The 20,337-nt window shown below is 54.9% G+C and carries 16 protein-coding genes; 13 read left to right on the top strand and 3 right to left on the bottom strand.

All coding sequences use genetic code 11. The annotated features are described in order from the left end of the window. Positions 1–308: 308 nt before the first annotated feature. From OSO_RS48265 to OSO_RS0119220, 9 genes are all read left to right on the top strand, one after another. Entirely contained in the window at positions 309–974 is a 666-nt protein-coding gene (locus tag OSO_RS48265; protein ID WP_010584821.1) for a hypothetical protein, read from the top strand. Continuing rightward, positions 959–3,274 (top strand): ATP-binding protein, encoded by a 2,316-nt coding sequence (locus tag OSO_RS48260; RefSeq protein ID WP_010584820.1) that lies wholly within the window; start codon positions 959–961, stop codon positions 3,272–3,274. The genes OSO_RS48265 and OSO_RS48260 overlap by 16 nt, the downstream gene beginning before the upstream one ends. Next, positions 3,271–5,076, top strand: a complete 1,806-nt coding sequence (locus OSO_RS44230; RefSeq protein ID WP_010584819.1) for a putative bifunctional diguanylate cyclase/phosphodiesterase — start codon at positions 3,271–3,273, stop codon at positions 5,074–5,076. The genes OSO_RS48260 and OSO_RS44230 overlap by 4 nt, the downstream gene beginning before the upstream one ends. A gap of 15 nt (positions 5,077–5,091) precedes the next feature. Continuing rightward, a complete protein-coding gene (locus OSO_RS0119245) occupies positions 5,092–5,994 on the top strand; it encodes an HDOD domain-containing protein (protein WP_010584818.1) in 903 nt (300 codons plus the stop codon). Positions 5,995–6,185: 191 nt separating this feature from the next. Next, the gene (locus tag OSO_RS0119240; protein ID WP_010584817.1) at positions 6,186–7,580 is read left to right on the top strand and encodes a right-handed parallel beta-helix repeat-containing protein; all 1,395 of its coding nucleotides are present in this window, start codon (positions 6,186–6,188) and stop codon (positions 7,578–7,580) included. Positions 7,581–7,714: 134 nt separating this feature from the next. Beyond that, positions 7,715–8,368, top strand: coding sequence for a TetR/AcrR family transcriptional regulator (locus OSO_RS48255; RefSeq protein WP_010584816.1), 654 nt, complete (start codon positions 7,715–7,717; stop codon positions 8,366–8,368). Beyond that, positions 8,365–9,525 (top strand): efflux RND transporter periplasmic adaptor subunit, encoded by a 1,161-nt coding sequence (locus OSO_RS44215; protein ID WP_010584815.1) that lies wholly within the window; start codon positions 8,365–8,367, stop codon positions 9,523–9,525. The genes OSO_RS48255 and OSO_RS44215 overlap by 4 nt, the downstream gene beginning before the upstream one ends. Positions 9,526–9,606: 81 nt before the next feature. Next, a complete protein-coding gene (devC, locus tag OSO_RS0119225) occupies positions 9,607–10,761 on the top strand; it encodes an ABC transporter permease DevC (protein WP_010584814.1) in 1,155 nt (384 codons plus the stop codon). Positions 10,762–10,816: 55 nt separating this feature from the next. Beyond that, complete coding sequence (locus OSO_RS0119220; protein WP_010584813.1) at positions 10,817–11,536, top strand: ATP-binding cassette domain-containing protein; 720 nt, start codon at positions 10,817–10,819, stop codon at positions 11,534–11,536. Between the two features lie 112 nt (positions 11,537–11,648). On the opposite strand, the gene clpX is transcribed toward OSO_RS0119220, so the two are convergent. Together clpX and OSO_RS0119210 are read right to left on the bottom strand one after the other, a co-directional pair. Further along, positions 11,649–12,944 (bottom strand): ATP-dependent Clp protease ATP-binding subunit ClpX, encoded by a 1,296-nt coding sequence (gene clpX / locus OSO_RS0119215; protein WP_010584812.1) that lies wholly within the window; start codon positions 12,942–12,944, stop codon positions 11,649–11,651. A 100-nt stretch (positions 12,945–13,044) separates the two neighbouring features. After that, positions 13,045–13,467 carry a hypothetical protein gene (locus OSO_RS0119210; RefSeq protein WP_010584811.1) on the bottom strand — a complete coding sequence of 141 codons (423 nt, stop codon included), beginning with the start codon at positions 13,465–13,467 and terminating at the stop codon, positions 13,045–13,047. Positions 13,468–14,013: 546 nt separating this feature from the next. Here OSO_RS0119210 and OSO_RS0119200 point away from each other — a divergent pair. The 4 genes from OSO_RS0119200 (at position 14,014) to thrC (ending at position 18,123) form a co-directional block, all read left to right on the top strand. After that, positions 14,014–14,547 carry a hypothetical protein gene (locus OSO_RS0119200; RefSeq protein WP_010584809.1) on the top strand — a complete coding sequence of 178 codons (534 nt, stop codon included), beginning with the start codon at positions 14,014–14,016 and terminating at the stop codon, positions 14,545–14,547. Positions 14,548–14,670: 123 nt separating this feature from the next. Then, positions 14,671–15,315, top strand: a complete 645-nt coding sequence (locus OSO_RS0119195; RefSeq protein WP_010584808.1) for a bifunctional 4-hydroxy-2-oxoglutarate aldolase/2-dehydro-3-deoxy-phosphogluconate aldolase — start codon at positions 14,671–14,673, stop codon at positions 15,313–15,315. 169 nt (positions 15,316–15,484) lie between these two features. Continuing rightward, positions 15,485–16,609, top strand: coding sequence for a citrate/2-methylcitrate synthase (locus OSO_RS0119190; protein ID WP_010584807.1), 1,125 nt, complete (start codon positions 15,485–15,487; stop codon positions 16,607–16,609). A gap of 131 nt (positions 16,610–16,740) precedes the next feature. Further along, the gene (thrC, locus tag OSO_RS0119185; protein WP_010584806.1) at positions 16,741–18,123 is read left to right on the top strand and encodes a threonine synthase; all 1,383 of its coding nucleotides are present in this window, start codon (positions 16,741–16,743) and stop codon (positions 18,121–18,123) included. 165 nt (positions 18,124–18,288) lie between these two features. Here thrC and OSO_RS0119180 read toward each other — a convergent pair whose 3' ends face one another. Continuing rightward, positions 18,289–20,292 carry a fructose-bisphosphatase class III gene (locus tag OSO_RS0119180; RefSeq protein ID WP_010584805.1) on the bottom strand — a complete coding sequence of 668 codons (2,004 nt, stop codon included), beginning with the start codon at positions 20,290–20,292 and terminating at the stop codon, positions 18,289–18,291. Positions 20,293–20,337 lie beyond the last annotated feature (45 nt).

The following is a 20,337-nucleotide window of genomic DNA, read 5'->3' as shown; positions in this document are numbered from 1 at the left end:
ACATGCAGTGATTGGCGGCTCGGCGGCATTCGCGCGTGGCCTGAAGAAATTCTTCTCCATCATTACGAATTATCGTCACGATCATTTCAGAGGTCGTTTGATAAATAACGTTCAAGTGAGACATTGGCGAAAATCCTCGAAAACATGGCCGAGGTCTTCGCATTTCACAACTTCAGGTCTGCTTGCTCAGCAAGTTATTGCCAAGTTCACTCGACTGATTATTTGGCGCATGGAACGTCTTTGTGATTTTCGAGCGACGTAACGCTCGGGTCTCCATCGGCCCAGTCCGAATCTGAACGGTCGTATCGATGAACCTCATTGGCCGGTTGGTTGAATCGCAACGACGGTCGCTGCCGCACCCGTTTCGGCTGACAATCCTGGCAATCGTGGCATGGGGGTTCACCGTCGGGAATGGCATGTACCTAATGTCCCGCTTCGAGAATACGCCGGGCAGAAGCGTGGTGGCACCACGTCATTGGCCTTCCGACTCAGTGTTGCTTCATACAATTAAAGAGTCCACGTTGGTCTTTTTTGCCCATCCGCGGTGTCCATGTACGTTCGCCAGCCTTGAGCAACTGGAGCGAATCCTGTCGAAGGCCAAAGTTCCCGTTCAGTGCAACATTGTCTTTCTGACGCCGCCCGAGAATGACCTCAATTGGACCGATTGTGCCAATGTCGATACGGCAAAATCACTCCAGTCGTCCGGCATCGTTTTCGACGAAGGTGACGAGATCCGTCGATTTGGTGTCACCACGTCTGGCCATGTCTTGCTTTATGACGCGACCGATCGGCTGGTCTTCAGCGGTGGTATCACCATTTCCCGAGGCCAGCGAGGTGACAACATTGCAGTTCAATCTCTCATCCGACTCTTAAATCGCCAGATTCCGACGATGAACGCAGCACCCGTTTTCGGCTGCCCGCTGATTCCAGAGAATTCTTCCAATGGGGATACCGCATCGTGCCCGAGATCGTGATCGACGAAACCGAGATCGCCGTGAGTAAAGATAGGACGGATACGCTCTATTTCGCCCAGCGGGACGAGACGATGCGTTGGACGGATCGTTTGTTTGCAGCGTTGATCCTTTTTCAATGGGTCGCCTGCGTTCTGACTGCGATTTTCATTTCGCCTAAGACGTGGATCGGATTGCAATCACAAGTTCATCCGCATGTCTGGGCGGCCGTTTTCATTGGGGGGGCTCTGGCTTCATTGCCGATTTGCCTGGCCTGGTTTCACCCTGGAAAGGTGCTGACGAGACATGTGATTGCGGTGTCGCAAATGCTGTTCGGTTCGTTAATGATTCATTTGACGGGCGGACGTATTGAAACACATTTTCATGTGTTTGGTTCGTTGGCGTTTCTCGCATTCTACCGTGACTGGCGCGTGCTAATCACCGCGACTCTCGTGGTTGCCATGGATCACTTCTTTCGCGGGATCTGGTGGCCGTTGTCGGTGTTTGGGGATTCTCATGCCAGTCAGTGGCGCTGGCTTGAACATGCCGGTTGGGTTGTCTTTATGGACATCTTTCTCATTACCGTGGCGCTGCGCAGCAATCGAGAATTGCGGATGCTCGCGGGACGCCAGGCAGAAGCCGACGCGATCCGCATGGCGATTGAAGCCACGGTCGTGGAACGAACGCGCGAGCTGGCCGAGGCCAAGGCAGTTGCCGACTCTGCCTGTCAGGCCAAGAGCGAATTTCTGGCCAACATGAGCCACGAGATTCGCACGCCATTGACCGCCGTGCTCGGGTACTGCGATATCCTGCGCGATGACGGAATCATTGAACGTGCTCCCCCGCGCCGCATTCAGACGATCGCCACGATTCGCCGGGCTGGCGAGCATTTGATGACCGTGATCAATGACATTCTGGATTTGTCGAAGATCGAAGCCGGCAAGCTTCAGACGGAAATGATCGAAACAAATCTACCACGAGTGCTGCTTGAGGTCGACAGCCTGGTGCGCCCACGTGTTGCGGGCAAACGAGTTGATCTACGTCTAAGGCTCGAGTCATCGATTCCTGAAAGAATCATCAGTGACCCAACGCGGCTACGGCAGATTCTTTTGAACCTGGTTGGCAATGCCGTCAAGTTCACTGAACAAGGTTTTATTGAGGTCCGGATCAGAACTCGTCAGCAGAACGGCCAGAATTCATTGGCGATCGAAGTCCAGGATACCGGGGCCGGGATGACTCCGGAAAAGGCACAGATGTTGTTCAATCCGTTTACTCAGGCCGATGCGTCTGTGACCCGCAGCCATGGCGGGACTGGATTGGGGCTCACGATCAGTCGCCGATTGGCGCGAATGATGGGTGGAGATGTCTGGCTCGATTTCTCGGCACCAGGGCAAGGCACAAGGTTCGCGTTCGAAATGCCATTGCAACTAGCGCCCGAGAGTTTGCAGGTCACTGACCTGTCGTCGTGTACGCTTGAACGAAATGATTCGGGTGCGTCAACGTCAATCACCCTTTCGGGGCGAATTCTGCTTGCAGAAGACGGTGAAGACAATCAGTACCTGATTTCGCTGTATCTGAAAAAAGCGGGAGCTGACGTTGATGTCGCCGACAATGGCCGCATCGCCCTTGAAATGATGCAGTCGGCGGCCAAGCAGAATCGTCCCTACCATCTTTTGGTCACGGACATGCAAATGCCCGAGATGGATGGGTATACGCTGGCCAAGACGTTGCGCGCGGATGGTGATCTGATTCCAATCATCGCGCTGACGGCCCACGCCATGGCGGAAGATCGGATACGGTGCCTGAATGCCGGTTGTGATGACTATGCAACCAAGCCAATCAATAAGAACGAGTTGATCGCGAGTTGCTCGAAATGGATGCGGAAGCTGTCGGGCGTGGATGAAAGCCCGCATGCGCTGCTTGAATCGCATTCAAAGTCAGAATTGGAATCGAAGCCAGAGGTCGTCGGCCTGATCAGCGAACTTGCGGATGATCCTGATATGAGGCCGCTTGTCACGAAGTTTCTAACAAACCTCCCGCCCAAAGTGATGCGGATGTCTGAGTGCTTGGTGGAAAGTCGATTGAAGGACCTGGAAACGCTCGCACATCAGCTTGGTGGTGCTGGAGGTGGATATGGCTATCCCGCGATCAGTGACGCCGCACGGCGAGTTGAGCGTGCGGCGAAAATTGACCCCGAACCTGACCTCGACCAAGTTCGGGGTGCGTTGAATCAGCTCAGTCTGCTGTGTCAACAAGCCGTCAAAAGCGGATTGCAACAGGGCTCGTTTGCAGATTCGGTGGGAAGCAAGGGGGCGCAGACATGACGTTCGTTCCCAGAGCCGTCTTGAGCCACCGCGTGTTGCTGATCGACGATGATCCAGACATTCACGAACTTGTGGCGGTTGTCTTGGCATCGCAGAATGTCGAACTGCTCTCGGCAATGGATGGAAGCTCAGCCATTCAAATGGCGTTAAATGAATCCCTTGACCTGATCCTGTTGGACTTTGTGCTAAAGGGCGAGAACGGGCTTGAGGTTCTCAAGCAGATGCGTGCCGCCGGGGTGTCGTCGTCCATTCCGGTTGTTTTTATCACCGGCAACGAGAATCACAGAATCCTGTCGGAATGCTTTCAGGCGGGAGCCGCGGACTATGTCCGCAAGCCTTTCTGCGCGGCGGAACTTCGTGCGCGCGTTCGTTCCGTTCTTGATCGAGTCAGCATGATGCATCAGCTTGAGCTGCAGGCGTTGTGCGATCCACTGACTCGGCTCTGCAATCGTGCGTCGATTCGTCTGAAAATTCAAGCCGCGATCAGCGCGTCGTCCCGCCGTAACTTCGCCCTGCTGTTTCTCGACTTCGATCGATTCAAGCTGGTTAATGACAGTCTGGGGCACGATGTCGGAGACAAGCTTTTGCAGCAGATTGCCGAGAGATTAAGTGGGGCGCTGCGCAGCAAGGACAGCGTAGGTCACTTCTCTGAATTGTCCACCGCAGCGCGACTGGGGGGGGATGAATTCGTTGTGCTTCTGGAGGATCTACGCCATCCCGACGACGCAATCATCGTCGCAGAGAGGTTACTGTCTGTCTTGGAGACACCCTATGTATTGTCAGGGCAGCGGGTCTGTTGCACGGCAAGTATTGGAATCGTCAACGATGTGAAGTCGTATGCCACTTCGGATCAGGTGCTTCGCGATGCTGATACCGCGATGTACGAAGCTAAGGCGGCGGGTAAAGCCCGGTATGTCTTGTTTGATCGCGAGATGCACTTCCATGCGGAAAGACGACTTCGAATCGATACGGACTTAAGATGTGCTATTGAGAGCGAAGAGTTCCACCTTGTCTATCAGCCGATCGTGTCGCTTGAGACGGGAACCTGTCGCAGCGTCGAGGCGCTGATCCGGTGGACGCATCCCCAACACGGATTGTTTCTACCCGCAGAATTCTTGCCCTACGCGGAAGAATCCGGTCTGATCGTGATGATCGGAGCCTGGATGATTGACCGAACTTGTGAAGAATTCGCACATTGGCAACGAACGCTTGGTACGTCCGCACCGACATCCGTTCATATCAATATCTCGCGGAAACAATTGTTGCGCGATCTGGTTCGGACGATCCAAGCATCGCTCGTTAAACATGCTCTTCCCGCAGAATGCCTGCATCTTGAGATTACCGAAAGCGGGATCATGGAGTTCCCTGAAGTGGCAATCTCCGTCCTTGGCGAACTGCGGCAACTCGGCGTCAAGATCGAAGTCGATGATTTTGGAACGGGTTATTCCTCACTGGCGTGCTTGCTCGAGTTGCCGATTGATGTGTTGAAGATTGACAAGTCGTTTATCTCGAAGATGGAACGAAATCGAAGTTTTGCGGCAATGGTTCATGCGATCATTACGCTGGGGCAGAACCTCGGGTTTACAATCGTCGCCGAAGGAATCGAGTCCGCAGATCAGTTGGCCATGCTGCAAGTGATGGACTGTGACTTTGGTCAGGGGTTCTTTCTTGGAAAACCGATGCGTGGTCACGAAGTCGAAGATTTCTTGCGCCACGAGGGACCCGTCGTCAATTTACTTGCCCCTACGTCGATTTTGAGCACGGCGCCTTCGAAACCCGCGCCGCAACTCGTCTGTCAGTAATTGAAGGTCTGCAACATGGCTTCAATGCCTTCCGAATTGATTGTTGACGCTGGGGATTCAATTGCCGCTTCGTCGGTCCAGGTCACGATGGAGAAGGCCAGTCGAATTGCCACGCTGCCAGCGATCGCGGTGCGAATCATTCAGCTTTGCAATGATCCAGAAACAACCATTGAGGATCTGCTTCGGATTATTGACCCGGTGCTGGGGACGAAGATTCTTCGCCTCGTGAACTCGGCGTACTACGGCGTCTCGGGGCAGATCAAATCAATCAAACATGCCATTTTGATGCTGGGGTTGAATGCGGTCAAAAACATCGCCATTGCTGCGAGTCTGGTCAAGTTGGCGCGTGGAGGCCGCCTGACAGCGAACTTTCAGGCAAGCGATCTGTGGGAGCATTGCATTGCGGTGGCAACCGCATCGCGATTGCTGGCGCAGAAGACTCAAGGAATCCCCGCCGATGAAGCGTTTCTGGCGGGACTGATTCATGATATTGGAATTATCGTCGAGTTTCAGGCCTGCCGCATCGAGTTCATTCAGCTACTTGAACAGCTTGCGGCCGACAGTCAATTGACGTTCCGTGCAGCGGAAGTGCAGACCCTTGGTGCCAGTCACGAGGACCTTGGTGCGAAGCTGTGTGCGGCGTGGAACTTCCCAGAGAGCCTGCAACGTGCCGTTGGATACCACCATCGTCCCTGGGACTTACCCGTGTCCCAGCAACGGCTACCCGCACTCATCCATATTGCCGACGTGCTTGCGGTACGAGCGGGAATCGGATACGTGCGGACGCTGGAAACTGATGTGATTGCATCAGGATTGCGAGACCAATTCGAGCTGGATGACGTTGATTTTGACGAGATCGTAGAACAGCTGCCCGAGGCCGTGCTGGAAGCGGGCCCCCTATTGTCTGTCGATCACTAGTGGTGATGTGCGTCAGGTGCGGTCGACGTCGTGGTGTCTGTTCTTGATGATGTCCTGTACGTGCCGTGCTCGTCATCAAGAGCATACGGTGCATTTTAGGCCCGTGATCCTTTCGCTGATGGAGGCGCACACCTATCTTTTCCAATCGGTAAGGACCTGGTGTGACGCTTCAGTCTGCGAGTGGAAGGATCATGATCGTGCAGAGATCTTCTCGAATCCGTTGTTCCGTCGTCGTTGTGGCGTGTTTGGTGTTCGTCAGAGGGGCGATTTCAGAAGTTTACGCTGTTGATGCTTCAAGTCGGGATTATCCGAGCATTCAAGCTGCGATCGACGCAAATCCGGGGCGTGAGATCGATGTCCCTGCTGGCGATCATGTGATTGACGCCACTCTCAGAATCAGCGGCGTAAGAACGTCACTCGTCGGGCGTGGCCGGATTGTCATGTCCAATCCCGCAAGGCACATTCTTGAGATTGAACATGCGAGCGGTATTCGAATCGAGGGGCTGACGCTCACACGCACCGAAGGAAAGATGGACACCGAGAGTCCGGGAATCCTGATCTCGGATGTGCGGGGCGTGACGCTGGAACGTGTCAATGTGATTGACAACCGAACTCGTTCAAGCAGCATCCAACTACAGGACGTTCACGACGCGCGCATTCTGAATTGCGAAGTGCGAAACTACATGACGATTGCGGTGGATGATCGCACTCAGAATGCAAAGTTACTTGGATATGCGTTCCGCTGTATTGACGGCACTGGCATTGCGCTCAATCGTTGCCGTGGGGCGTTGATTCAAGGAAATACGATCGTCGAAAATCATTTGCGACCGACTCCCGAATTGAAGAAGGAACATCAACTGGGCTCCTTCGTCAAGAAAAATCCGACGAAGGGGTTGCTGATTTCGCAAGAGGTCTGGGATGCTGAATACGTCAATAACTGGCACCAAGGCTCGGCATTGATTGTGACGGGGCCCACTGTCAGTGAGAGAACGCGAATCATCGGGAACCTGATTGAAAACGCCGCTCAAGGAATCGATCTTCACTCGGATCATGTCATCGTGAGTGGAAATATCGTGCACAACTGCTTCATTGGAATGAAGGCCATGCACGGGTCAAGAAATGTCCTGATCACCGGAAATCAGTTCTCTCGTAGCGTGCTTTGGGCAATTGGACTAATGTCCGGTTCAGGGGCAGAACCCGCGACTCCCGCAACAAATGAACGCGCCGCTGTCCCAGCGAATGTGGATGGTGGCTCATTGATTGCAAACAACATCATTTCACAATTCGGGTATGGCGATTCCTATTGGATGTGGACGGACGCCAGCCGCGCCGTGTTCCGCTTTGATCGCGGGCAGGAACCCAACGATCCGCCCCTTCGCGATGTCCTCGTCACCGGAAACGTTGTTTCCAATCCAGACCCCGATGAGTTGCCGGAATCGGCAGGAGGGTCGGACGAGTCGCCGCGATACCACTATGCCGTACGTATCGAGCAAGGAGGTGACAATGCCCCGCGTGGTCTTCACTTTGCCACAAATCTCTTCCCGGCTGGCTCAAAAGGGATTTCGAACATTGAACTGCCCCAGTAGTGCTGCGGAATTGCCGACGGTTTTGGGGGAGAATTCGCCCGCAGTGAACTCTGCTCTGTCCACCACGCAGGGATTGACACAAACCGACCAGTCGGTACAGTAAATCCGTCTGGTTGGTTTTCGGAGCACAATCGATGACAAATGGTAATACCGTGGAGCGAATCTGCCAGGCAGCAATCCGGACCGGCACTCGAGACGGGCTGCTGGCGATGACGATTGACAACGTGGCAAAAGAAGCAGGAGTGAGCAAGGGAGGTGTGATGTACCACTTCCCCACGAAAGAATCGCTCATGACGGCAACATTGACCTACTATAGCGACCTCGCAGAACAGATGTTGATGCGACGGATCTCCTGTGATCCCCAACCTCGAATGCGGTGGGCGCGTGCGATGCTCGAATGTGTGTTTCCCGACCCAAACGCACCGGAACGTGCATTTGAGGGCGACGAGGAAATGCATCCGGAAATTATCCCACGGTTCATGCTCGCGGTTTTAGCGGCGGCGGTGAATAATCCTGGTTTGATCGAGCCCCTGCGCAAGCTGGGAACGCGTCTGCGGGAGCGGCTCATGAATGATCCCGAAGACGGCTTGGATCAGTTAATGGTCTGGCTGGCGGTTGATGGCCTGTTCCTTTGGCAGTTCGTGGGAATGATTGACCAGTCCGATCCTGTCTATCGTCAGATTGGAGAATCGCTTCGCGCTCGTGTTGCCGTGGGGATGATGACATCTCCTTCGTCTGACAAGAGTGCGAGTACGATTGCTCGCGGCAGAAAGAAGGCTCCACTATGACTTCTCATACCGACTCCATCGCGCCGTGGCGATGGTTGAGGCCGGTCGGTATTTCGATTGCGCTGATTCTCGTTGCGATTATCGGAATTGGGGTTTGGGTGTACGCACGCGATGCCGTGGCTCGAGACAAAGCGGCGACGCGCGTGCCGGTTGTCGAACGAGTGTCTGCGCTGGGGAGGCTTGAGCCTCGCGGAACGGTTCTTAACGTTTCCGTTCCCTCCGGAAATGAAGGGGCTACCGTCCAACGCCTGCTGGTGGAAGAAAGTCAAGATGTCGATGTCGGTGATCTGATCGCGGTGCTGGATATCGCGGACCGCCGTCAGTCTGCCGTTGATGAGGCCGAAGCCCGTTGGCGTGTCGCTCAATCCAAGTTGGCTCAGATCCTGGCGGGAGCAAAGCCCGGTGATATTAACGCACAGGAAGTAATGGTGCGACAGATGGAAACGCAGGTCGCCGCCATGTTGAGGGAACTCGATCGCGCCAAGCAACTGGCGGCACGGAAAGCGATTCCGGAGGAGTCGCTCGAACAAAAACAACTCGCCTATGATCGAGAACTTCTGCAATGCGAACGGGCGCGTGCACAGCTTGAAAGCCTTCGCGAAGTCCGAAACGTGGACGTTCAATTGCAGGAAATGGAGGTTGCGGTCGCTGCGGCATCGTTGAATCGGGCGAGAGCGGAATTGGCCGCCGCGCAGGTTCGCAGTCCTATCGCGGGCAGGATACTGAAGATCCACACACGTCCTGGTGAGCGGGTCAATGATCGAGGCATCTTGCAGATTGGCGATGTCGCACACATGCAGGCGGTTGCAGAGATCTTTGAGGGAGACCTTCGTTCCGTTCAAGTCGGGCAGAACGCCTCAATTCATCTGACCAGTACGGGCGAGCGAATTGCGGGGAAAGTCGAACAAATCGGACTTCTGGTGGCTCGCAAAGATGTCCTGTCGAACGATCCTGTCAGTGATACCGACGCGCGCGTGCTCGAAGTCCGAATCACGCTTGACGCTGCCGACCTGCCGAAGGTCGAGCGGATGTCGAATGCCCGTGTGGAAGTCGCCATCGATATCTCGGCTCCCTCGAACATGGAACCGAAACCGTCACTGCCAGCAAACCCACCTAAGTGCGACCAGCCCCGCATCATTTCCGCCGCTCAAAATTAGAGATCTCAACGAAACATCCGCATCGGAAATGTGCCTGGTAGTCATTATTCTGCGTGAAATTGGGAGTTCAGGTTTTCCACGATGCGATCGAGTTTTGCGTTGGCCTGGCGTCAGTTGACTCACCACCGGACGAAACTGGTGGTGGCTTCAGCAGGCGTTGTCGTTGCCGTGATGCTGATGCTCGTGCAGTTGGGGATTCGCCAGGGCGCCATGGATAACAGCGTCGCTTTGACCCGACGCATTACGGCGGGGTTGGTCGTCATCAGTCCGCGTACGAAGACCATCTTTCAGGCTGCGTCGTTTCCACGCCGTTTGCTCTTTCGCCTGCCCGCTCATCCGCAAGTGGCTCGTGTGCAGGAGATGTATCTTTCACAGGCGCGCTGGCGGAATCCCTGGACATTTCGCGAACATCCCATCTCGGTGTACGGAATATCTGCCGAACAGCCACTCCTCAGTCTTCCTGGCTACTCATCTCGAGCCGCGGAACTCCGGCTGCGCGATCATGTCATCTTTGATGGACGAAGCCGTACGACCTATGGGCCGGTCATGGAAACATTGCGACGCGATGGTTCCATGGAAACGGAAGTCAATCGACGTCGTGTTCGCGTGATCGGAGCGATTGACGTGGGCATTTCGATCATCGCCGACGGAAACCTGTACATGACGCCCGAGAATTTCCTGCGGCTCTTTCCTGGGCGGTCACCAGGGGCCGTCGATCTGGGGTTGATTGAACTTCATGAGGGGGCCGATCCGCAGGCGATGCGCCGCGAGTTGCAGCCGTACCTGGGCAGCGAGGCGGTGATTCTGACTCAAAGCGAACTGGTGACTGCGGAAGAGAACTTCCTGCGTGAGAATGCCCCCATCGATTTCATTTTTGGAATGGGTGCCGCCGTCGGGTTCTTTATTGGATTCGTCGTCGTCTATCAGATCTTGTATACGGAAGTCACGAATCACTTGCCGCAGTTTGCGACGATGAAGGCGATGGGCTTTACTGATGGATATCTCTTGCAGGTGGTCTTGAGCCAGGCGTTCATCTTGTCGGTTTTGGGCTACGTGCCCGGATTCTTCCTTGCCCTTTGGCTCTATCAAGTCGCGACGAAGGCGATTCAAATGCAGTTTACGATGACACTGGGACGTGCCTTCATGGTGTGGAGTTTTACGCTGATTATGTGTGGTCTCTCGGCGGCAATTGCGGTCCGAAAAGCACAATCGGCCGACCCGGCGGATGTGTTTTAGTTCGATGGTTTTCCGATTGGCCCCGCAGCACCCGCTTGGTGAGTAAGTTCGAATTATGATTCCGGCTACCACATTTCAAGCCGCTTCGACGGAGGCGAAATCCACGCCCGTCATCTGTGCGCGAAATATCAATTTCGCATTTGGCGAAGGCGAGCTTCGTAAGCAAATTCTCTTCGACGTCTCGCTTGACGTTGCGGCTGGAGAAATCGTGTTGTTGACTGGCCCAAGCGGCAGCGGGAAGACGACACTTCTGACGCTGATCGGTGCGTTGCGGCAATTCCGAGAAGGCGAGCTAACCGTTCTCAACCGGCGACTACATGGTGCGTCACCCGCCGATTTGATTGCGACGCGTCGTGATATCGGATTCATCTTTCAGCAGCACAATCTGCTCGAGTTTTTGACGGCGAAGCAGAATGTCGAGTTGATCTTCGAGCTGCATCCGCACGTCACCGCAGCACAGGTTCATCAAAAAAGTCTTCAGATTCTTAAAGACGTTGGTCTCGATGAACGCGTCGACTACTACCCTGCTCGCTTATCCGGCGGTCAGAAACAACGTGTCGCCGTCGCCAGAGCTTTGGCAGCCGGTCCACGACTGATCCTGGCGGATGAGCCAACGGCGGCCCTCGACAGTCAGTCCGGGCGCGACGTCGTCAATTTGCTGCAACGACTTGCACGGACTGGTGGCTGTCCGGTCTTGATGGTGACGCACGACAGCCGCATTCTTGACGTCGCCGACCGGATTATTCACATGGAAGACGGCAGAATCATGAGTTGAGTGATCGCCGTCATCATGAACCTCAATTCAGTATCGGCATGTCAAGAAAACAGAGCGAGCCCGACCGATTGACGGCCGAGCTCGCTCTGAATTTTCTTTCGGCACCTGCGGTTTACGCAGCCGAAGCCGAATCATCAAGTGGTCGCAATGACGATTCCCCGCGGATCACTTCTGGGGTCAGGACATACTTCTTGCCAGGCGCCTGATCCGGCAAGGTGTACATGACTTCGAACATTGACTCTTCAACAACCGATCGAAGTCCGCGGGCGCCCGTATCTTTCTCTTTGGCGATGCGAGCGATTTCTCGCAACGCTTCCGGAGTGAACTCGAGTTCCGCATTCTCCATTTGGAAGAACTTCTGATACTGCTTCACCAGCGAGTTCTTGGGTTCGACCAGGATCTTGACGAGATCTTCTTCCTGGAGCGGCAGCAGGGCACTGACGACCGGCAGACGGCCCACCAATTCCGGAATCATGCCGTATTCGATGATGTCATCGGTGCAGGCCTGGGCGAGCAACTTACCTGATCGCGACTTCGTGTCCTGGTGTTCCACGGCAGCAGATGCACCAAAACCGATCGTTCGCTTGCCCATACGCTTCGCAATGATGTCTTCCAAGCCGACGAATGTTCCGCCGCAGATGAACAGGATGTTGGTCGTGTCGATCTGAATGTATTGCTGTTCTGGGTGCTTACGGCCACCTTGGGGAGGAACGTTTGCGACCGTCCCTTCCAGCATCTTCAGCAGCGCCTGCTGCACACCTTCGCCCGAAACATCTCGCGTAATTGATACGTTCTGTGAAGTCTTGCCGATCTTATCGATTTCATCGATGAAGACGATGCCTCGTTGTGCCGCTTCGATATCGAAATCGGCTGCGTGCAGCAACTTTAGCAGCAGGTTTTCGACGTCTTCGCCGACGTAGCCGGCTTCGGTCAGTGTCGTCGCATCGCCGATTGCAAACGGAACCTGAAGCAGGCGGGCAAGTGTGCGAGCCATCAATGTTTTGCCCGAACCGGTTGGTCCGATCAACATGATGTTCGACTTTTCGATTTCGACTTCGTTGTCGAGATCTGCCGTGGCCATCAATCGCTTATAGTGATTGTGTACCGCGACCGACAGGATCTTTTTCGTACGATCCTGGCCGATCACGTATTGATTCAAGTGTTCGGTAATTTCTCGCGGGCTGGGAACCCGGTTAAACAGCTTCGCCGCGCCGCCGCGTCGCCGCTTTTCCTGGTCCAGAATGTTCTGGCACAGTTCAATGCATTCGCCGCAGATATACACCTCGTCCGGCCCTTCGACAAGCGGCCCGACTTCGCGGTAGCTCTTGCGACAGAACGAACAATTGGCGTTCTTTTTGCCGGTCGACCCACGTTTCCCGGCGGACATGAAATCGCGTCCTGAGGCCATCAGCTTTCCTTACAACGCTGCCGATTGAAAATCTTCGGTGAGTGACACAGTTGTGAAAGCAAGCGGCGCGTCCCTGGCTTTTGATTCGCAAATCAACGGTTCACGTTGATTCCGTTTCTTCGTCCGTAATCCGTACGGACTCTCCATTTCTTTCCGCAATTGCGTGCTGTGCTGGCGATTGAACAGAGGCTTTATTCCGTTGATCCGCTAAAACCGCAGAAGCGGCATCGGCAGACCTCTCTTTCGTTTCGGTTCGTCCCGCCAGGTTTGCCTCCTGAGCGATATGTGTCAGGCGGCTCCTGATTAATCGGAACTCGTCGTCCGAGAGGCCACCCTCCTGGTGCAAATCGCGGAACTGTGTCAGCATTTCCAAGGCGTCATCCGCATCGTCGGCATCTTCGCGAAAGAATGTCCTCAACCAAATAATCAGCCAGATTGCCAATCCAATGACGGTGAGAGCGAAAGCCCACTGCCACACCGACATGGCTCGCTGGTATTGATACAGTTGATTCCAGACGCTCATGATCGTCCCTTATTGCCGATCTTGATTGCCGACCATCTGATTTTCTCCTCGGAAATCGTTCCCCCTTCTTACCTTGTTGATCTTCGTCGCCATAACTGACACGCAATCAGGCTGTCTTTCACGATCATTCGAACAAAGCAAGAACCGTGCCCATTTGAACGATGCCGATTGATCTCCTCGAAATGATCCTGATGCGGCGGAAGTTGCCGCTGCAAATTGTACGACTTACATCTCGCACCATGTTCAGTTGTAGATTTGTATTCGGGGAACTTCCAGAGGGGAGCCGAGAATCTGAGATCAGTTTCTGGGGATTTTTGCAGGCGAAGATTCTGAACGCTGGATCGCAATGGTGCAGATGATCCCAGTCATTCTTGCCGGAAGGGATCGAATAACGTTCGGAGTCGTGATCCCGGCGTTTTCGGCAGGTCGAATCGCCACTGAGTGAGTCCTTGTCCGCGGCAGAAAATTCGGCAATTCTCACCTGCGGATAAGAATCTGACCGCTGGAGTGGTTCAAAGTTGTTGGCCGCTGGAATAGAATCACCAGATGTTGCTCGATCGGCAATTCTTTACGACAGCGGACAGATCAATGAACTTCGACCAGCGGCTCGAAAGAGCAATCGAACGTGGCCAACGACAGCGTGATGCGGAAAGTCGTGAGCGTGCCCTGCGTGCCATGACTGAAGAAGAATGCAAGAATGTCCATTCGAAGGCTCGTCTCGAATTGTCGGAACACGTTGAAGCCTGCCTCCGAAAACTTGCCGACTACTTTCCCGGTTTTGACTATGAGACCCTGATGTCGGCGGATGGCTGGGGGGCTCGCATTCGACGGGATGACCTTGCGCCGGGGACGGCCGGATCGAAGGGGCTGATTCACTACTATAGTCACGTCGAAATGCTGGTCCGTCCCTATTCCCCGACACGGATTGTGGAACTCGTGGCTCGGGGGGCGATCCGTAATAAAGAGGTCCTCAGCCGTTCGCATTTTCAACAACTGACACAAGTTGATATCGACGTCTTCCGAGAAGTCATCGATCAGTGGGTGCTGGAATACGCGGAACGCTTCTCAGCGCGAGCGTAAACTGAGACAATCCATTCAGGTCGATTCCGCGTTGTTTTTCCGCCGGACCTTCGTTTTTATTTCCTGTCAGCCGGACATCCTGACGCGCCAGCGTCCGTTTCGGCCATTCAAAGCGACAAATCTATGAGTCGACATGATGATCTGCAGCGAGTTCTGGATAGCGGCATTGTGGCGATCATTCGCGCGTCGTCGGGCGAGCAGTTGGTCAACGTGGCGCAGGCGCTCTACGAAGGCGGAATCAATGTCATTGAAGTGACATTCACGACTCCAGGTGTTATTGACGTCATTTCTGCCGTACGAAAGGAACTCGGAAATAAGGTCCTACTAGGCGCGGGAACGGTGCTTGATCCCGAAACGGCGCGTGCGGCATTGCTTGCCGGGGCCGAGTTTATCGTCTCTCCGTGCGTCAACGTCGAAGTTATCAAACTTGCGCATCGCTACGACAAACTTGTAATGCCTGGTGCGTATACACCTACGGAAATTGTGACTGCCTGGGAAGCCGGGGCCGACGTCGTCAAGTTATTTCCGGCCGATATTGGGGGGGCCGCTTACTTGAAGGCGCTGAAAGGTCCGCTGCCTCAAGTTCGCATCATGCCGACAGGCGGAGTCAACCAGCAGACTTTGCGCGATTTCGTCAAAGCGGGGGCTTGTTCGGTCGGGCTTGGCAGCCAGCTTGTTGAAAAAGACGCCTTGGAACGCGGTGACTTTGGCCGCATTCGACAACTGGCGACCGAGTATACACAACTCCTGAAACAGGCTCGGTCATAACAACTGGCCTTTCGCGCAATTCGTTCGACTCGCTGATCCCGTCCAGTCCGATTCGCAACCTGCCGTCGTTCAGCAGCAATCAATTCGCACACCACGGTACCTGCTGTGGTGTCTTTCGCCCTTCAGAACGACTCGATGTTCGATTTCTCTCTTTGTTTTGGGATCGTGAATGACCGACATCGATGCCCCTGATTCGATTCAGGAAGGTTTCTTTCCGCCCGCGACCGCGATTTCCTCAATCGGGGGCGAGCTCTTCTACCGCGGGTATGCGGTCGAAGAGTTGGTCGAGCAGTCCAGCTTTCTCGAAACCGCTTACGTGATCGTAAAAGGCGATCTTCCATCGCAAGAACAGCTTGCGGATGTTCAAGCCGTCATGCATGAGGCGGCGGTTTTGGACGAAGACGTGCGAAGGTGGATTGAGCGACTACCGTTGAATGTCCCGGCGATCGACGTCCTACGAACCGGTGTTAGCCTGCTGGCCCTCTCCGATGCTTATGAAGAAGAGTTATCCGCAAATGATGTCTGGGAAACGCTCCAGCGGATGCTGGCTCAATTGCCGCTGATTATTGCCGCGCGGCACCGGATGTCCGCTGGCTGGGAGAGCGTCGATTTCCGAGATGATCTCAGTTATGTCGGAAATCTACTCTTCAGCCTGACAAATCGGGAGCCCACTCCCTTAGCGGAACGGGCGCTGGATGCTTTTTTAGTCTTGAGTGCCGAGCATGAACTGACCCCTTCGACATTCGTGGCCCGTGTGGTGGCTTCGACACGCTCGGATTTCTTGTCAGCGACGATTGCCGGAATCTGCGCTATCAAAGGCGTTTGGCATGGCGGCCCAGGGCGACAGGCGATCGACATTCTCGAAGCGGTCGAGATTCCCGGAGCGGCCCAATCGATCGTGTCCGCGGTGCTGAAGCAATATGAACGAATGCCGGGCTTCTGGCATCGCGTCTATCGGACCAGTGACCCGCGATCCGAGATCCTTCGAACCTACTGCCGAGATGTGGCGACGGAGCTCGATAAGCTGCCGATGGAGGAGGTTGCCGCTGCCATTGAGTCGGCAGTTTGGGACGAGCAGCGAATTCTGCCGAGTTTCGACTGGCCTGCTGCACGGTTGTTGCACTACCTTGGATTTGATTCGGACCTGTTCGTACCCCTGTTTGTTGTCAGTCGATCTGTGGGATGGGCGGCGCATTTCATTGAGCAGCAACGCACACCACAGCCGATTCGGCCACGGACAACTTATTGCGGCCCGGAGAAGCGGCCGTTTTTGCCCTTGTCAGAGCGCGGTTGACATGGCCGACTGCTCTCGCCTGTGGCTGGCAAACTTAGCTAGACTGTGATTTGTAATTGAACCTGTAGCTCGGTCAGATGTCTTACGTTACAAGTTCAGAATTTCATTGACGCGAATTTGAACAGACGATCATGCACTCATTCCAACGCTGTATTGCCCCCCTGTGTCGTGCCACATTCGATATCTCTGAAGTCTTGACCGGCTGCCCTGATTGCGGGAATTTGCTGGATATCGACTACGAATGGGATAAATTGCCCGTTCCCAGGTCTCTGCGTGAATATGAGCTTCGCTGGGCAAGCCGTCGCAACCCGCTCGATTTCAGCGGAGTCTGGCGATTTCGCGATCTGCTGCCGTTTGCGCCGGACAAAGAGATTGTCACGATTGGTGAAGGCCAGACCATCCTTCAATCCAGTCCGAAGGTCGGCAAGTATGTTGGCATGAATCCCGGCGGACTGTTTTTGCAGTACGAAGGATTGAATCCGTCGGGAAGCTTCAAAGATAACGGCATGGCCGCCGCCTCGACGCACGCGAGGATGACCGGGGCGAAAGTCGCGGCCTGTGCCTCCACGGGAAACACCAGCGCCTCCTTGGCAATCTACGCCAGCACGGCGCAACTGTTCCGCGTCGTGGTTTTCGTTGGAAGCGGAAAAATCGCGTACGGCAAACTTTCCCAGGCCCTCGACTACGATGCACAGACACTGCAGATCCTGGGAGATTTCGACGACGCACTTGAGCGTGTTCGCGAAGTGGCGGGCGAGCGTGGGATTTACCTTTGCAACAGTGTGAACCCGTTCCGTCTCGAGGGTCAGAAGACGATCATGTATCGCGTTCTCGAAAGCCTGAACTGGCAGGTCCCTGACTGGATCGTCGTGCCAGGCGGAAACTTGGGGAACTCATCGGCATTCGGAAAAGCCTTTGCGGAATTGAAGCAGCTCGGTCTGATTGATCGAATTCCCCGTCTGGCGGTGATCAATGCCGCGGGCGCAAATACGCTCTATCAGCTCTATGAGCAGCAAGGGATTCGCTGGGATGGCGGTATGTCTGATGATGGAGCCATCGAGTCCTTCTTTGCGGCGATGGACCGTGACAAACGGAAGGCTTCGACTCTTGCCAGCGCGATCGAAATCAATCGTCCGGTGAATTTGAAGAAGTGCTTGCGCGCCCTCGACACTTGTGATGGAGTCGTACGGCAAGTGACCGACCAGGAGATTCTCGACGCGAAAGCTCAAGTTGGTGCTGGTGGATTCGGTTGCGAACCCGCTAGCGCAGCGAGTGTTGCGGGGGCCAAGAAACTTCGAGCCGAAGGCGTCATCGCGCCCAGTGATCGTGTTGTCTGTATTCTCACCGGGCATCAGCTCAAAGATCCAGACGCCACTGTTGCGTATCACTCAGGCAACGCAGAACTGTTCGCCGAGAAATTGGGAAGCCGTGGGGTCGAAACGGCCGCCTACGCGAACAGCCCGATTGTCGTCGAAAACAATCTCCAGAAGATTATCGACGTGCTGAAAAGCTGACGTCGTCGATTGCCTTGATGCGGGGGCCGTAAAACGTGGTACGCACTTTTGAACGTGAGCCGGAATGCTCGCTTCGTTGCTCAACTTGGCTCCGTGAAATAGCGCAAGCATCACCTTGAGGGCCGCCGGCGAGAGATCGTTCGGTCTCTGCCGCGGCCACACAAGCTAACTCACCGACTGGCGCCATTCGTCCTGTCTCAGATAGTTGTTCCGATAAAGTTCAATCAGTCTTTCCAGCATCTCAATATCACACCGGAACTGCTCGCCGCGTTCCGTATCCGACATTCGGCGAGGGCGATCCCACTCGCGGATCACCGAAACACTGGGAACGATATCGACGCCTTGTCGTATGGCAGCGTCAACCGATTCAAAATGGTGGTGCTTGGCGAGAATTGTGCGATCGGCTTCCAGCACCAGTGTGTAACCGTGGTCGCCATACGCTTCCGAGAAGGCCCCGTCGATCGTGATGGCTTTCCCACTCCGCTTGAGTGGCGACTCGCCGTTCTCGATCTTCACCGGCACATGCCCGTTGACAATCAGGCCCCTGTCCGTGTCGACTCCGAATTCCGCGAGAACCTTTTCGCAGAACCAGGGTTCGTGAATCAGAGAAAAGTAGGGATCCTTTGTTTCGTGATGGGGTGTCTTGTCGGCAATGAAGTCGCGTTCCAGGGTGGCGATGCGGTCTTTCCCGAATAGAGGTGAGCGTGGGCCGCTCCACAGATACCACATCAGATCCAGGTCCTTTTCGCGTCGATCCTCTAGCGCCCTGGCGACGAGGTTCTCGATGGCATCGAACATCGCTCGACCACTCAACCATTGCCCGTCGACGGGCATCGGCAGGAAGTTGCCGGCTGTATCAGAGGGAATGCAGCCATGGAAGATCAAATGATTGTCGCGCCGCAGATACATCGATCCATTGGCGACGATATACCGCATATGTTCGGACAATTTCTGGCTGCTGACGAACGAATGACGCATGCGATTCATGCACAATTGTTCCTCGTCCGTCAACTTGTACGGATCGGCAGGATCAATTGTCGGAAAGAGTGTGTCGCGTAGTTCGTACGTGACGCCATCAACCTGGATTGTGCCGTTTCGATGATCAATTGAATGCAGCAGGCGGCGATGATCGAGATCCCATTCCGGGTTGCGTGCTAGCATCGGCCCTTCGAGCTTGAATTGCATGATGGCCATGGCCTTCTGCATCCTCGCCACGAGGAGATTTGGGCGCATTCCACTGGCCTTCGGCATGAAATGTACCGCGGGATCGTCGGCGTAGATCGTTCGTGCCAGGTGTTCGATGGGTGTGAGCGGAATACTGTACCCCTCGTCGAGCTGACCAAGTCGTCGATATCGCAGCGAAACTCGAAGTACGTGGCAGATCAGTGCATCGTGTCCCAGATTCGCTCCGAGCCACGCAATATCGTGATTGCCCCAGATGAAAGAGACTTGCGGTTGCTCACGCAAATAGTCGACCACACGGTCTCCGCGCGGTCCTCGATCCCAGCAGTCGCCTCCAATGATCAGCTCGTAAATTGCGAGATTGCGGATCAGGCGTCCTGTAATATGAATCAGATGGAGCGCACGTCCGCGCAGCAGCAATTCGTCGACGATTGCTTCGACGAATTCCGTTCGCCGATCCGCGGTGGGTTCGTGCAACATCTCGGCGAACAGGTCGGCATACTCGCGGGGAAAGACTTGCATCGCGCGTTTCAGGCTATATCGCGCGGCCAAGACGCGGACGAGATCAAACTGGTATCTCAGGGTACGACGAGCAAACGTACGCAGTTCCTCTCGGTCCGTGAGCGTCTGTTCCAGCCGGCGAGTGACCTCGGCAGGATAAAAGATCAGTGTCAAGAATTCTTGAAACTCACGCGGGTCCATCCTCTCTCGGAACAGCCGTTCCACCAGTGGACGCAGCGTTCCAGAGGCATTGTTGATCACGTGCCGCAGCTTTTTATCTTCGCCATGGACGTCACTGATGACGTGCACAGTCCCTTTCGGCAATGTGAGTACCGCCGAAAGGCGTGCGATCTCGGCAAGTGCCGAATCAATATTGGGGAACTGCCGCGCCAGTGCCCGCAACTGCGTCAGTTCGTACCGACTGGGTTTGTGATTCTGTCCTCGACACGCCTGAGCCTGATCGTCGTGATTTTCTGCGGTCACCATGTCGCGTCCACGCTGATGGAAGGATTGCCTTGGGTGTCATGAAAC

Source organism: Schlesneria paludicola DSM 18645, from assembly GCF_000255655.1.
GTDB classification, from domain to species: Bacteria; Planctomycetota; Planctomycetia; order Planctomycetales; family Planctomycetaceae; genus Schlesneria; species Schlesneria paludicola.
The sequence above is the reverse complement of the archived record's forward strand: the minus strand, read 5'-3'. Positions and strand labels throughout refer to the sequence as shown.

Excerpts from the sequence above, each read along its gene's own strand:
- OSO_RS48265 (WP_010584821.1), top strand. The coding sequence starts at position 309 with ATGAACCTCATTGGCCGGTTGGTTGAATCGCAACGACGGTCGCTGCCG.
- OSO_RS44230 (WP_010584819.1), top strand. The coding sequence starts at position 3,271 with ATGACGTTCGTTCCCAGAGCCGTCTTGAGCCACCGCGTGTTGCTGATC.
- OSO_RS0119245 (WP_010584818.1), top strand. The coding sequence starts at position 5,092 with ATGGCTTCAATGCCTTCCGAATTGATTGTTGACGCTGGGGATTCAATT.
- OSO_RS0119240 (WP_010584817.1), top strand. The coding sequence starts at position 6,186 with ATGATCGTGCAGAGATCTTCTCGAATCCGTTGTTCCGTCGTCGTTGTG.
- OSO_RS48255 (WP_010584816.1), top strand. The coding sequence starts at position 7,715 with ATGACAAATGGTAATACCGTGGAGCGAATCTGCCAGGCAGCAATCCGG.
- OSO_RS44215 (WP_010584815.1), top strand. The coding sequence starts at position 8,365 with ATGACTTCTCATACCGACTCCATCGCGCCGTGGCGATGGTTGAGGCCG.
- devC (WP_010584814.1), top strand. The coding sequence starts at position 9,607 with ATGCGATCGAGTTTTGCGTTGGCCTGGCGTCAGTTGACTCACCACCGG.
- OSO_RS0119220 (WP_010584813.1), top strand. The coding sequence starts at position 10,817 with ATGATTCCGGCTACCACATTTCAAGCCGCTTCGACGGAGGCGAAATCC.
- clpX (WP_010584812.1), bottom strand. The coding sequence starts at position 12,944 with ATGGCCTCAGGACGCGATTTCATGTCCGCCGGGAAACGTGGGTCGACC.
- OSO_RS0119210 (WP_010584811.1), bottom strand. The coding sequence starts at position 13,467 with ATGAGCGTCTGGAATCAACTGTATCAATACCAGCGAGCCATGTCGGTG.
- OSO_RS0119200 (WP_010584809.1), top strand. The coding sequence starts at position 14,014 with ATGTTGCTCGATCGGCAATTCTTTACGACAGCGGACAGATCAATGAAC.
- OSO_RS0119195 (WP_010584808.1), top strand. The coding sequence starts at position 14,671 with ATGAGTCGACATGATGATCTGCAGCGAGTTCTGGATAGCGGCATTGTG.
- OSO_RS0119190 (WP_010584807.1), top strand. The coding sequence starts at position 15,485 with ATGACCGACATCGATGCCCCTGATTCGATTCAGGAAGGTTTCTTTCCG.
- thrC (WP_010584806.1), top strand. The coding sequence starts at position 16,741 with ATGCACTCATTCCAACGCTGTATTGCCCCCCTGTGTCGTGCCACATTC.
- OSO_RS0119180 (WP_010584805.1), bottom strand. The coding sequence starts at position 20,292 with ATGGTGACCGCAGAAAATCACGACGATCAGGCTCAGGCGTGTCGAGGA.